The organism is Streptomyces populi (assembly GCF_002911015.1).
Lineage (GTDB): Bacteria > Actinomycetota > Actinomycetes > Streptomycetales > Streptomycetaceae > Streptomyces > Streptomyces populi.
Window position 1 is genome coordinate 16,541 of the sequence record NZ_KZ626861.1, and the last position, 12,197, is coordinate 28,737.

12 protein-coding genes are annotated in these 12,197 nt (G+C 72.4%); 6 read left to right on the top strand and 6 right to left on the bottom strand.

Annotated features, from left to right (window positions below; all coding sequences use genetic code 11):
• The first annotated feature begins 15 nt into the window (after positions 1-15).
• The 3 genes from panB to CW362_RS13900 all read left to right on the top strand — a co-directional run bounded on the left by panB (position 16) and on the right by CW362_RS13900 (position 3,043).
• Positions 16-900, top strand: coding sequence for a 3-methyl-2-oxobutanoate hydroxymethyltransferase (panB, locus tag CW362_RS13890; RefSeq protein ID WP_103549746.1), 885 nt, complete (start codon positions 16-18; stop codon positions 898-900).
• Positions 901-1,136: 236 nt separating this feature from the next.
• Positions 1,137-2,171 carry an ATP-binding cassette domain-containing protein gene (locus CW362_RS13895; protein ID WP_162684066.1) on the top strand — a complete coding sequence of 345 codons (1,035 nt, stop codon included), beginning with the start codon at positions 1,137-1,139 and terminating at the stop codon, positions 2,169-2,171.
• A complete protein-coding gene (locus CW362_RS13900) occupies positions 2,168-3,043 on the top strand; it encodes an ABC transporter permease (RefSeq protein WP_240657779.1) in 876 nt (291 codons plus the stop codon). Before CW362_RS13895 ends, CW362_RS13900 begins: the two co-directional genes overlap by 4 nt.
• Positions 3,044-3,106: 63 nt before the next feature.
• Here the strand turns inward: CW362_RS13900 and CW362_RS13905 are convergent, their stop codons facing one another.
• Positions 3,107-6,433: an AfsR/SARP family transcriptional regulator gene (locus tag CW362_RS13905; protein WP_103549748.1), complete on the bottom strand. Its 3,327-nt coding sequence runs from the start codon at positions 6,431-6,433 to the stop codon at positions 3,107-3,109.
• Positions 6,434-6,447: 14 nt separating this feature from the next.
• Positions 6,448-6,987: a DUF6578 domain-containing protein gene (locus tag CW362_RS13910; RefSeq protein ID WP_103549749.1), complete on the bottom strand. Its 540-nt coding sequence runs from the start codon at positions 6,985-6,987 to the stop codon at positions 6,448-6,450.
• A gap of 114 nt (positions 6,988-7,101) precedes the next feature.
• Here CW362_RS13910 and CW362_RS13915 point away from each other — a divergent pair, with 114 nt between their 5' ends.
• Complete coding sequence (locus CW362_RS13915) at positions 7,102-7,899, top strand: site-2 protease family protein (protein WP_103549750.1); 798 nt, start codon at positions 7,102-7,104, stop codon at positions 7,897-7,899.
• 37 nt (positions 7,900-7,936) lie between these two features.
• On the opposite strand, the gene CW362_RS43765 is transcribed toward CW362_RS13915, so the two are convergent.
• The 3 genes from CW362_RS43765 to CW362_RS13925 form a co-directional block, all read right to left on the bottom strand.
• Positions 7,937-8,098: a hypothetical protein gene (locus CW362_RS43765; RefSeq protein ID WP_167455616.1), complete on the bottom strand. Its 162-nt coding sequence runs from the start codon at positions 8,096-8,098 to the stop codon at positions 7,937-7,939.
• Positions 8,099-8,203: 105 nt separating this feature from the next.
• A complete protein-coding gene (npdG, locus tag CW362_RS13920) occupies positions 8,204-8,908 on the bottom strand; it encodes an NADPH-dependent F420 reductase (RefSeq protein ID WP_103549751.1) in 705 nt (234 codons plus the stop codon).
• Between the two features lie 68 nt (positions 8,909-8,976).
• Entirely contained in the window at positions 8,977-10,122 is a 1,146-nt protein-coding gene (locus CW362_RS13925; protein ID WP_103549752.1) for a sialidase family protein, read from the bottom strand.
• Positions 10,123-10,237: 115 nt separating this feature from the next.
• Between CW362_RS13925 and CW362_RS13930 the strand changes: the two genes are divergently transcribed.
• Complete coding sequence (locus CW362_RS13930) at positions 10,238-10,840, top strand: hypothetical protein (protein ID WP_103549753.1); 603 nt, start codon at positions 10,238-10,240, stop codon at positions 10,838-10,840.
• 30 nt (positions 10,841-10,870) lie between these two features.
• Here the strand turns inward: CW362_RS13930 and CW362_RS13935 are convergent, their stop codons facing one another.
• A complete protein-coding gene (locus tag CW362_RS13935) occupies positions 10,871-11,107 on the bottom strand; it encodes a hypothetical protein (protein WP_206300954.1) in 237 nt (78 codons plus the stop codon).
• A gap of 58 nt (positions 11,108-11,165) precedes the next feature.
• Between CW362_RS13935 and map the strand changes: the two genes are divergently transcribed.
• Complete coding sequence (gene map, locus CW362_RS13940; protein WP_037623897.1) at positions 11,166-12,023, top strand: type I methionyl aminopeptidase; 858 nt, start codon at positions 11,166-11,168, stop codon at positions 12,021-12,023.
• The last annotated feature ends 174 nt before the right edge of the window (positions 12,024-12,197 follow it).

The following is a 12,197-nucleotide window of genomic DNA, read 5'->3' on the forward strand; positions in this document are numbered from 1 at the left end:
TAAGGAGCCGTTGCGATGACGCAGCTTTCGGCTGCCCAGAAGCAGCCTGCGGAGGGTGCCCTCAAGGCCACCGGCAGCAAGGCGCTGTACGGGGGCAAGAGCACCCGCCGTATCACGGTGCGCGACATCACCGCCGCCAAGGAGCGCGGCGAGAAGTGGCCCATGCTCACGGCGTACGACGCGATGACCGCGTCCGTCTTCGACGAGGCCGGCATCCCGGTCATGCTCGTCGGCGACTCGGCCGGCAACTGCCACCTGGGGTACGAGACGACCGTCCCGGTGACCATGGACGAGATGACCATGCTGTCCGCCGCGGTCGTCCGGGGCACCAGCCGGGCCCTGATCGTCGGCGACCTGCCCTTCGGGTCCTACCAGGAAGGCCCGGTGCAGGCGCTGCGCTCGGCGACCCGCCTGGTCAAGGAGGCCGGGGTCGGCGCGGTGAAGCTGGAGGGCGGCGAGCGCTCGCACCGCCAGATCGAGCTGCTGGTGGAGTCCGGCATCCCGGTGATGGCGCACATCGGCCTGACCCCGCAGTCCGTGAACGCCATGGGCTACCGCGTCCAGGGCCGGGGCGAGGAGGCCGCGCACCAGCTGCTGCGGGACGCCAAGGCGGTCCAGGACGCGGGCGCCTTCGCCGTCGTCCTCGAACTGGTCCCGGCGGAACTCGCCGCCGAGGTCACGCGCACCCTGCACATCCCGACCGTGGGCATCGGCGCGGGCGCCGAGACGGACGCCCAGGTCCTGGTGTGGACCGACATGCTCGGTCTGACCGGCGGCAGGATGCCGAAGTTCGTCAAGCAGTACGCCGACCTGCGCCGCGTCATGGGCGACGCGGCGAAGGCGTTCGCCGAGGACGTCGTCGGCGGGACGTTCCCGCTGGAGGAGCACTCCGTCCACTGACCCCCGGGGTACGGGACGCGCGGCCGGCCGGTGGGACCCCGGCCCCGCGAGGTCCCGGAACCTCCGGGCCCCGAGCCACTGCGGCACCAGGGACAACCCGCCGATCTTCCCCCGTCGGCGGGTTGTCGCCGTTTCGGGCACGCTGTCGGTCGACTGTCGGCGACCTATCGGTAACGATCGGGCCCTGTAGGCGGCCTGTCGGTCGTCTGTCGGTGGCGGCTGGCACCTTGATGGACATGACGCGAATCGACAACACGCCCCGGCAAGCTGCGACCGGCCGCAGCGCCGTCACCGTACGGGGGCTGGTCAAGCACTACGGCGAGACCAAGGCGCTGGACGGGGTCGACCTGGACGTGCGCGAGGGCACCGTCCTCGGAGTACTGGGTCCCAACGGCGCCGGCAAGACCACCCTCGTCCGCTGCCTGTCCACCCTCATCACCCCCGACGCCGGAACGGCCACGGTCGCCGGCTTCGACGTGCTGAGGCAGCCCCGGCAGCTGCGCCGGGTGATAGGCCTCACCGGCCAGTACGCCTCGGTCGACGAGAAGCTCCCCGGCTGGGAGAACCTCTACCTGATCGGACGGCTGCTCGACCTGCCCCGCAAGGAGGCCCGCCGGCGCGCCGACGAGCTCCTGGAGCGCTTCTCCCTCACGGAGGCGGCCAAGCGCCCGGCGTCCACGTACTCCGGCGGCATGCGCCGCCGGCTCGACCTCGCCGCCTCGATGATCGGCAGCCCGGCCGTGCTGTACCTGGACGAGCCGACGACCGGCCTCGACCCGCGCACCCGCAACGAGGTGTGGCAGGAGGTCAAGCGCATGGTCGCCGACGGCGTCACCGTGCTGCTCACCACCCAGTACATGGAGGAGGCCGAGCAGCTGGCCTCCGAGCTGACGGTCATCGACCGCGGCAAGGTCATCGCCGGCGGCCGGATCGACGAGCTGAAGGCGCGCGTCGGCGGCCGGACGCTGCGGATCCGCCCGGCGGACCCGCTGCAACTGCGCCCGCTGGCCGCCATGTTCGACGAGCTGGGGCTCACCGGCCTCGCCACGACGATCGTGGACGCCGAGACCGACAGCGTGCTGGTCCCGGTCCTCAGCGACGAGCAGCTCACCGCCGTGGTCGGCGCGGTCACCGCGCGCGGCATCACGATCGCCTCCATCTCCACCGAACTGCCCAGTCTGGACGAGGTGTTCCTCTCCCTCACCGGCCACAAGGCCAGTGCCCCGCAGGACGAGAACCCCGCCCGCGCCTACGAGGAGGTCTCCGCATGAGCGCCCGCCCGTCGCCCACCGCCACCCTTGAGAAGAGCGGCTCCGCCGCGGACCTCCCTTCCGTCGAAGCCCCCCTCGCCGTCAAGGGCGACCCCCGCATCTCGCCCCGCGCGCACCTGCGGCACACCGGCGCGCTGATCCGCCGCAACCTGCTGTGGATCCGCCAGGACCCGGAGTCGATGTTCGACGCGATCCTGTTCCCGGTCATCTTCACGCTGCTGTTCGTCTACGTCTTCGGCGGCTCCATCGGGCAGTCGCTCGGCGGCGGCCAGGAGCGGTACGTGCAGTACGTCGTGCCCGGCCTGATGGCCATGATGGGCATGAACATGGCCCAGGGAGTGGGCACCGGCTTCAACACCGACTTCAACTCCGGTGTCATGGACCGGTTCCGGTCCCTGCCGATCGGGCGCGGCTCGGTGCTGTTCGCCAAGATCGCGGTCGAGCTGATGCGCATGCTGATCGCGACCGCGGTCCTCATGGTCGTCGGTGTCCTGGTCGGCTTCCACATCACCAACTGGCCCGGTCTGTTCGCCTCCGTGGGCCTGTCCGCGGTCTTCGGCTCGGCCCTGATGTGGGTGTTCCTCACCCTCGGTGTGATCATGAAGAGCGCGCAGTCCGTGCAGGCGATGGGCTTCCTGGTGCTGATGCCGCTCCAGTTCGGCTCGTCGATCTTCGCGCCGACCCAGTCGATGCCGGGCTGGCTGCAGAACTTCACCGAGTACAACCCGCTGTCCTCCCTCGCGGACGCGGCACGCGGGCTGATGGTGGGCGGTCCGGTCGAGCACGGCCTGTGGGTGACGCTCGCCTGGTCGCTGGGCCTCACCGTGGTGATGGCGCCCATCGCCATCCACAAGTTCCGCACCAAGAGCTGACGTCCGACGCACGGACCCGGCCCCCGTCGGCGGGGCCGGGACGGGCCGGTTCGCGTCCGCGCCTCAGACGAGGGCGGTGGCCTCCTCCAGGGAGAGGCCGCCGCCCTCCGCGTACGCCGCCTCGTACGCCGCGTCGCCGAGCAGGGCCCGCGCGCCCGACTCGGCCTGCTCACGCACCTCCACCTCCATGGGATTGGGGACGTGGCCCGGCGGCAGCAGGGCGTCCGCGGCGCCGAGGAGCCGGGCCGCGTCCGTCGCGCGACCACCGCCGTCCAGGCCGTTCAGGGCGATGGCCGCCGTCATCAGATGGGCGGAGGGCATGTGCGGCGCGATCATCCGCGACAGCCGGTCGACGGCGCCCAGCGCTCGGCGCGCCTTGTCCAGGGCGCTCTCGCACTGCCCGTCGATCGCGTCCAGCCAGGCCTCCACACCGAGCATGAACCCGTCGAACAGGACGAAGGAAGCGGCCCCGAAGTCCTGCCGGAGCAGCCGTATCTGCTCGCGCGCCTCGTCGGTCCGGCCGGTGCGGCCGAGCCAGGTCGCGAGGAAGAGGTGGGCCGCCGGCATGGCCTCGTTGTGGGCACCGTGCCCGGTCGCGAGGACGTCGCGGATCATCCGCTCGCCCCGCTCGGTCTCCCCCAGCTCCATGTACATGCTGCCGAGCCGGACGTTGAGCACCGCCCTCTGGGCCCGTGCGCCCAGCCGCTCGGCGTACTCCGCCGCCTCCGCGTAGTCCGCGGCGGCGGCCCGGAAGTCGCCCTTGCGCTCATGGGCCTCCCCGCGCGCGGAGAGCGATTCGGCGGCGCCCCAGCCGTCCCCGATGCGTCCGAAGAGCTCCAGTGCCTCGTCGGCGTCCACGGTGGCGTCGCCCGCCATGTCGGCGCGGTTGGCGAGGATGTTGGCGCGCATCTGCAGGGAGGTGGCCAGTTCCCAGTCGTAGCCGAGTTCGCGGCAGGTGCTGACCGTCTTGTTGATCACCTCGGTGAACCGCTCCATCGTTCCGGTGAGCAGCACGGCGTAGAACCAGAGGTAGCCGGGGGCGCGGCAGGTCTGCGGCATGCCGGGCTCGTACGTCATGCTGATCGCGCGGAGCTTCTCCTGGGCCTGGGGGGTCTGCCAGGCGCCCATGTCCATGTCCATGTAGGCGAGGTGGATGAGGTGGACGCCGCGCCGGGCCTCCTCCAGGACCGCCTCGCGCATCGGCGGCGGGAAGTCCGTGCAGCGCTCGTACAGCGCGGCGGCCGGCCGGGCGGGCGGGGCGAAGGGGTCGGGACCGAGGCCCATCACCTCCAGGGACCAGGCGCGGGCGTCGATGCGCTGGTCACGGATCTGCCAGTACCAGGCAAGCGAGTGGACCATGCACAGCGCCTCCTGCTCGTCGCGTTCGGCGACGGCGTGCCGCAGGGCGGTGCGCAGGTTCTCGTACTCGCGCTCGATGACGTCGATCGCGGAACGCTGTCCGGGTCCGCGCAGCAACGGGTCGGTGGTGCGGGCGAGTTCGCGGTAGTACGTGAGGTGGGCGCGCTCGGTGGCCCCGCGGGCGCCGGACTCGTCCAGGCGTTCGCGCGCGTACTCGGCGACGGTCTCCAGCAGCCGGTAGCGCATCTGGGTGTCCCCCTCGCCCGAAGGGGCGGCGACGACGAGGGACTTGTCGACGAGCGAACCGAGGACGTCCAGCGCCGCCGGACCGCACACCGCCTCGGCGGCGGCGAGGTCACAGCCGCCCGCGAACACGGACAGCCGTCCCAGGGTGTCCCGTTCGGTCTCGTCGAGCAGGTCCCAGGACCAGTCGACGACGGCGCGCAGGGTCTGCTGCCGGGGCAGCACGGTACGGCTGCCCGAGGTCAGCAGCCGGAACCGGTCGTCGAGCCGGTCGGCGATCTGGCGCGGGGTGAGCATCCGCAGCCGGGCGGCGGCGAGTTCGATGGCGAGCGGGAGTCCGTCCAGACGCCGGCAGATCTCGGCGGCCGCCTCCGGGTCGTCCTCGACGCGGAAGCCGGGCCGGGCGGCGGCTCCCCGGTCGGTGAGCAGCCGCAGCGCGACGGGCTCCGGCAGCGGGTCCACCGGACGGAGCAACTCCCCCGGTACACCGAGGGGTTCACGGCTGGTGGCGAGCACGGTCACACCGGGACAGCGCTCCAGCAGCGCCTCGGCGAGATGCGCGGCGGCGTCGACGACGTGCTCGCAGTTGTCGAGGACGATCAGCATCCGGCGCTTGGCGCAGTGTTCGGCGAGCCGGGTGAGCGGGTCGTCGTGCCGGTCGGCCACGGCGCGCATCTCCTCGGCACCGGCTCCGCGCAGTACGGTCTCGCGGGCGCCGACGGCGGTCAGCACGGCCTCGGGCACCGCCTTCGGATCGTCCACCGGGGCCAGTTCGGCCAGCCACACCCCATCCCGCGGGGCGGGGGCCAGAGCCTCGGCCGCCTCCTGCGACAGCCGTGTCTTGCCCGCCCCGCCGGGGCCGAGCAGGGTCACGAGCCGGGCCGCCGAGAGATCGCCCCGGATGGCATCGATGTCCTTCTCGCGTCCCACGAAGGACGTGAGCCGGGCACGGAGGTTGCCGGGGGGCGGTGGTGAGGGGCGGGTGCCGTCGGCCGCCGCGCGAGCGCGATCGGCGCCAGGGGAGCGCGTTTCCGGACCCCGGGCCCCTCCGTCACTCCCGGCCGGGCGCAGCAACTCCCCGTGCAGGGATCGCAGTTCGGCACCGGGGTCGGAGCCCAGGCGATCGGCCAGCAGCTGTCGTACGTCCTCGTAGGCGGACAGGGCCTCGGCCGTGCGACCCGCGTCACGCAACGCGCGCAGACGCAGGGCCTGGAGGGGCTCGTCCAGGGGGTGGGCGTCGCACAGGGCGGTCAGTTCGGGGAGGGCGGATTCGGCGTGGCCGAGGGCCAGGGCCGCGGTGAGGCGGGTGCACCGGGCGTGCAGGCGGCGGGTCTCCCAGTGGGCCGCCTCGGCGGTGCGGTCGGGGAGGTCCGCGAGCGCGGGGCCGCTCCACAGGGCGAGGGCGTCGTCCAGGGCGGCAGCCGCCTTGGCGGGATCGCCGTCGGCGAGGGCGCGGGTGCCCTCGCCCGCGAGCCGCTCGAAACGGTGCAGGTCGATGTCGTCGGACGCCGCCACCAGCCGGTAGCCGCCCTCGACCGACTCCACCGCGTCCGCGCCGAGCGCCCTGCGCAGCCGCCCGATCAGCGCCTGCAGCGCGCCGGTCGCGTCCGCGGGCAGGTCCCCGTTCCACACCTCGTCGACCAGGACGGCCGCGGAGACGGTCCGTCCGGGCCGCAGCGCGAGGACGGTCAGCAGGGCGCGCAGCCGCGCCCCGCCGACCGGGACGGGCGTGCCGTCGGGGCGGAGTGCCTGGGTGGTGCCGAGGATGCGGTAGCGCACGGGGTCCATTGTCTCCGCTGACGTCAGGGGTGGGGGCCGGGTACGTGGAGTTCGGCCAGGACTCCGACGCCGCCCCCGCCGAACCACTTGGGGCAGCGGTCCACGGCTTCCGACGAGCGCGACGCGGGCACCGGTTCCCGGGTGCGCGAGCCGGGCGCGATCTCCGCGAAGTCCTGGCGCACCAGGTGGATCGTACGGACCGTGCCGGTCGTCTCGGGCCACCGGGCCCCGTGCCGCTCGACGGTGAGCAGGCCACTCCTCGTGACCCGACGGCCGGGTCCCGGCCACGTCCCGTCACCGTCCGAGGCGGCACCGTCCCCGGGATCGGCGGACAGCGCCACGACCAGGCCGTCGTCCGCGCGCAGCACCCGCATCTCGGCTCCGTCGTCGCGCACGTGCTCCGCCGTCGCCGTGATCTCGGCGATCGCCCCGGACCAGCCTCCGCCGAGCGTCTCGCCCCCTTCGTCCAGCAGGAGCGGCCAGGTCACCTCGTCCCCGACCGAGAAGGGGGTGCCGCAGCACTCCATCTGCCAGTCCGCGTAGAACACCCGCCACAGTCCCATTCCCCCAGCCTCCCCGGAACCGATACCCGATCGCGAGACGTTTTCGGCATGAGCCCGGTACGGTCGGGCAGGCCCCGAGCACACCGTCGTCCGTCCAGCCAGTCCAGGAGCGCCATGACCACCGCCACGACCCGCCGCAGCGACCGGAGGATCAGTCCCGTCTTCGTCGGCATCGCCGCCGTCATGGGGGTGGCGGGCTGGGCGACCTGGACCGGGTTCGCCGAGCAGCCCGGCGTGGCCGTGTTCCTCTTCGTGACGGCGGCCTGGGTCGTCTCGCTCTGTCTCCACGAGTACGCGCACGCGCGCACCGCGCTGCACAGCGGAGACATCACGGTCGGCACGAAGGGCTACCTGAGCCTCAATCCTCTCGCCTACACACACGCCCTGCTGAGCATCGTGCTGCCCGTGATCTTCGTGATCATGGGCGGGATCGGGCTGCCGGGCGGCGCGGTCTTCATCGAGCGCGGGCGCATCCGCGGCCGCTGGAAGCACAGCCTGATCTCGGCGGCGGGACCGCTGACGAACGTGCTGTTCGCCGTCGTGTGCACGGCCCCGTTCTGGCTGCACGCCCTGGACGGCGTCCCGCCCGCCTTCCGCTACGCGCTGGCGTTCCTCGCGCTGCTCCAGGTCACGGCCGCGATCCTGAACTCCCTGCCGGTCCCGGGCCTGGACGGCTACGGCGTGATCGAGCCCTGGCTGTCGTACGGTGTCCGCCGCCAGGTCGAGCCGTTCGCGCCGTTCGGACTGCTCGCGGTGTTCGCGCTGCTGTGGATCCCGTCGGTGAACAGGGAGTTCTTCCACCTGATCGACACGGTCCTGGGCGGTCTCGGCATCGAGGGCCGTGACGCCGACTGCGGACAGTGGCTCTACCGCTTCTGGGAGACGGACAACGACATCTGTCTGCGGTCGTGACCCGGCGGGTGACGCCGGCCGGTGTCCCGGCCGGCCGCTACGCCCTGCCCCGCCGCGCGTAGTACCAGGTCATGTTCGACGACAGGCCCGCCAGCAGCACCCACACGATGCCCAGCCAGCTGCCCTGGACGAACGAGACGACGGCCGCGGCCACGGACAGCACACAGACGGCGAGGGCGTAGAGAGCGAGGCGGGGCATGGGGTCGGCTCCTGTCGGGGGGACACTGCTTGGCACCAGTGTCCCCCACCGGAGCGAGGACCCGCGCACCCCCCGGGACCTGCCGTCCGTCCGGGCGAGGGGGTCCTAGACGTCCGTCACCCGCAGGCCCGCGTGCGCCTTGTAGCGGCGGTTCACCGAGATCAGGTTGGCGACCAGGGCCTCGACCTGATGGGCGTTGCGCAGGCGGCCGGAGAACACGCCCCGCATGCCGGGGATGCGGCCCGCGAGGGCCTGGACGATCTCGACGTCGGCCCGCTCCTCGCCGAGGACCATCACATCGGTGTCGATCTCCTCGATCTCCGGGTCCGCGAGCAGCACGGCGGAGAGGTGGTGGAAGGCCGCGGTGACCCGGGAGCCGGGCAGCAGGGCGGCGGCCTGCTGCGCGGCGCTGCCCTCCTCCGGCTTCAGCGCGTAGGCGCCCTGCTTGTCGAAGCCGAGCGGGTTGACGCAGTCGACGACCAGCTTTCCGGCCAGTTCCTCGCGCAGCGACTCGAGGGTCTTGCCGTGGCCCTCCCAGGGCACGGCGACGATCACGATGTCGCTGCGCCGCGCGGTCTCGGCGTTGTCGGCGCCCTCGACGCCGTTGCCGAGCTCCTCGGCCGCGGCGTGCGCGCGGTCGGCGGCGCGCGAGCCGATGATCACCTTCTGGCCCGCCCTGGCGAGGCGGTAGGCCAGGCCCTTGCCCTGCGGACCGGTGCCGCCGAGCACGCCGACGACGAGCCCGGACACGTCGGGCAGGTCCCAGGGGTCCTTGGCGGGGGCCTTCTGTGCGCTGTCAGTAGAGGTCATGGGCCGACTGTACGTGCGTGGGCCGCGGCGGGGCGCCCGGGGCGGCGGAGCACCCCGGGTGAGGACGGTCACCCGAGCGCGGTCACGGGGATGCGCCGGAAGGTGATCGTCTCGTACGCGCCGAAGTCGCCCGTCTCGTAGAGGAGTCCGACCGTCCCGGTGTCGACGCGGACCAGGTCGGAGTATGCGGCGGGCAGTCCGTCCACCGTGTGCGCGGACCGCCAGGTGGTGCCGCCGTCGGCCGAGGCGCGGACCGTCATCAGCGCGCGGAACCCCGGGTCCGCGGGTCCGGAGAACAGGAGCAGGTCCGGGTCGCGGAGCTGGAGCAGGCTGCCCTGGACGACCGGGGTGACCAGACCGGCCTGCGGACGGAACGGCCTGACCAGGGTCCTGCCGCCGTCGAGGGAGTGGGCGTCGGCGCGGTTGCCGGGCGAGGGGGAGTCGTTGCGGGTGTTGAAGTAGACGCGGCCGTCGGGGAGTTCGGCGGCGGTGGTCTCGTTGACGTTGACGTACCCGTTGGTGTTCTCGTCGAGGTAGCCGAGGTACCAGGTCGCTCCCCGGTCGTCGCTGAGCAGGCAGTGCCCGCTGTTGTACTTCGCCTCGGTGCCGTTGTCGGTGCCGGTGGGCGCCAGGGTGTGGTTGCCGGGCACGACCACCCGGCCGGAGCCGAGCTGGAGGGCGTGCCCGGGGGTCGTGGCGTACCAGCGCCAGCCCGCCTTCTTCACCTGTGCGGTGATCTCCTCGGGCGCCGACCAGGTGCGTCCCTCGTCGTCGCTGTGCTGCACCCATACGCGCCGCCCGTCGGCCGCCCTCACCTTGCCGCGCAGGAGGGCGTCCTCGGTGGCGGAGGCCGCGCTGCGGACGTGGACGAGCAGGACGCGGCCGGTGTCGAGGGTGACGGGCGCCGGGTTGCCGGCGAGGTCGGTCCCGTTGTTCGCGACGACCTGGAGCGGGCCCCAGGTCCGGCCGCCGTCCGTGGACCGCTTGAGCACGATGTCGATGTGTCCGTGGTCCTTCGCGGAGTCGACCCGGCCCTCGCAGAACGCCAGCAGGGTGCCGGTCCGGGTGGCGACGACGGCGGGGATCCGGAAGCCGGCGTAGCCCTCGCGCCCGGCACGGAAGGGCACGCTCACCCCCGTACCCGTACCCGTGCCCGTGCCCGTGCCGCTCTCCGTGTCCGTCCCGGTGCCGGTCGCTGCGCTCGGCTGTGTCATGGCCGGCTCCCTGCTGCGGTCGCTCGTGGGGTCGTCGGTACCGGCTTCTGCCCGACCCGGGCGAATTCGTGGTGAACTCCGGGTCACGAGTGGCTCATTGCGGCAGGATGCGGCCATGGATGCCGTACGGGTCGCATTGCTGCGCGAAGTGCTTGCCGGGACCGAATGGCTGGGTGCGACAAGACGGTTCGGGGGAACCCTGCGGGGGTCCGTGGTGTCGTACGGCGGCGGGTTGCTGCTGGTCGGTTCCGAGGCGTACGAACCCTGGCACCTCGCGGCGCACCTGGTGGACGAGGCTGCCTGGTCGGGGACGCCGGAGCTGTCGCCGACGCTGGTGCGGCACGGGGCGCGGGAGTCCGGTCCGGCCCACCTGGCGGTGGGGCTCGGGCGGATCGAGGCGGCCCGGCGCGGGGAGACCCTGCTCGTGGTGGCATCGGACGCGCCCGGGGCCGCGCTGCTGGAGCGGGTGCACGACGCCCGGCGGGCCGGGGCGACGGTGCTGGCCCTGTCCCGCGGGGAGGGCGAGCTGCCGGCGCTGGCCCACGAGTCGCTCGCGGTGCCGCCGGACCCCGAGCTCGACCTCGACACCGTGCAGCACCTGGTCAGTGCGGCGGCCGGGGAGAACGCGCTGCCCGCGCCCCGCGGCCGCCACCGCTTCCGCGACCGCCTGTCCCGCGTCGCGGACCGGCTCACCGCCCCGCCGTCGTACCGGTGGTAGCGGACGCGGTCCGCCCGGACGTCCGGCGCCTCAGCCGCCCTCGGGACCCTGGGCCTTGCCCGACGCGTCGTGCCACTTCGGGTCCGTCTCCCATTCGAGGTTCCGCTCCCGCGCGAGGTCCATCGCGTGCGTGGCCTCCTCGCGGGTGGCGTACGGGCCGAAGCGGTCCTTGGCGGGGCACTCGGGGCCCTCCTCGACCTTCTTGTGCTCCAGGCAGTAGAACCACTCGCCGGGCTTGCCGACCGTCCGCTTCTTGAACAGGGCCATCACCAGCTCCTTTCGCCTAGGACATGTTCCCCCATGCCCGCTGGTTAGACTCGCTGCCATGTCTGGCCAGTCGCTGCTCGTACCAGGGGAGCTCTCTCCCACCCGCTCCGTGCCGGGAAACATCAGGCGTCCCGAGTACGTCGGGAAGCCCGCCCCCACGCCGTACACCGGACCGGAGGTGCAGACACCCGAGACGATCGAGGCGATGCGCGTCGCCGGCCGGATCGCCGCGCAGGCGATGGCCGAGGCCGCGAAGCTCATCGCGCCGGGCGTGACGACGGACGAGCTGGACCGGGTGGCGCACGCGTACATGTGCGACCACGGCGCCTACCCGTCGACCCTCGGCTACCGCGGCTTCCCCAAGTCGCTGTGCACGTCGGTCAACGAGGTCATCTGCCACGGCATCCCCGACTCCACGGTGCTGCGCGACGGGGACATCGTGAACCTGGACGTGACGGCGTACATCGGCGGTGTGCACGGCGACAACAACGCGACCTACCTGGTGGGCGACGTCGACGAGGAGTCACGGCTCCTCGTCGAGCGGACCCGGGAGTCCCTCGACCGCGCGATCAAGGCGGTCAGGCCGGGGCGCCAGATCAACATCATCGGGCGTGTCATCGAGTCGTACGCCAAGCGCTTCGGGTACGGGGTCGTCCGTGACTTCACCGGGCACGGGATCAACTCCTCGTTCCACTCCGGGCTGATCGTCCCGCACTACGACAACCCGCACGCGACCACCGTCATGCAGCCCGGGATGACCTTCACCATCGAGCCCATGCTCACGCTCGGCACGCACGACTACGACATGTGGGACGACGGGTGGACCGTCGTGACGAAGGACCGCAAGCGCACGGCCCAGTTCGAGCACACCCTCGTCGTCACCGCGAGCGGCGCGGAGATCCTCACTCTTCCGTAGCCGCCGGGAGGTCCCGGACCCGCTGAACCCGCCCTGTCCACAGGGCGGGTTTTTCATGTGGCCGGGGCCGGCGATCGGGGTACGGTTTTACCGACAGGATGTCGGGAAGTCTATTGACTTAGGTAAGCCTAACCATAGAAGATTCGACTGATCTTGCAACGCACTCGCCCTTCC

Coding starts and splice junctions, on each gene's coding strand:
- CW362_RS13935 (WP_206300954.1), bottom strand. CDS start 11,107: ATGGCCCTGTTCAAGAAGCGGACGGTCGGCAAGCCCGGCGAGTGGTTC.
- CW362_RS43765 (WP_167455616.1), bottom strand. CDS start 8,098: ATGCCCCGCCTCGCTCTCTACGCCCTCGCCGTCTGTGTGCTGTCCGTG.
- CW362_RS13930 (WP_103549753.1), top strand. CDS start 10,238: ATGGATGCCGTACGGGTCGCATTGCTGCGCGAAGTGCTTGCCGGGACC.
- CW362_RS13910 (WP_103549749.1), bottom strand. CDS start 6,987: ATGGGACTGTGGCGGGTGTTCTACGCGGACTGGCAGATGGAGTGCTGC.
- CW362_RS13915 (WP_103549750.1), top strand. CDS start 7,102: ATGACCACCGCCACGACCCGCCGCAGCGACCGGAGGATCAGTCCCGTC.
- CW362_RS13905 (WP_103549748.1), bottom strand. CDS start 6,433: ATGGACCCCGTGCGCTACCGCATCCTCGGCACCACCCAGGCACTCCGC.
- npdG (WP_103549751.1), bottom strand. CDS start 8,908: ATGACCTCTACTGACAGCGCACAGAAGGCCCCCGCCAAGGACCCCTGG.
- CW362_RS13900 (WP_240657779.1), top strand. CDS start 2,168: ATGAGCGCCCGCCCGTCGCCCACCGCCACCCTTGAGAAGAGCGGCTCC.
- CW362_RS13925 (WP_103549752.1), bottom strand. CDS start 10,122: ATGACACAGCCGAGCGCAGCGACCGGCACCGGGACGGACACGGAGAGC.
- map (WP_037623897.1), top strand. CDS start 11,166: ATGTCTGGCCAGTCGCTGCTCGTACCAGGGGAGCTCTCTCCCACCCGC.
- panB (WP_103549746.1), top strand. CDS start 16: ATGACGCAGCTTTCGGCTGCCCAGAAGCAGCCTGCGGAGGGTGCCCTC.
- CW362_RS13895 (WP_162684066.1), top strand. CDS start 1,137: ATGACGCGAATCGACAACACGCCCCGGCAAGCTGCGACCGGCCGCAGC.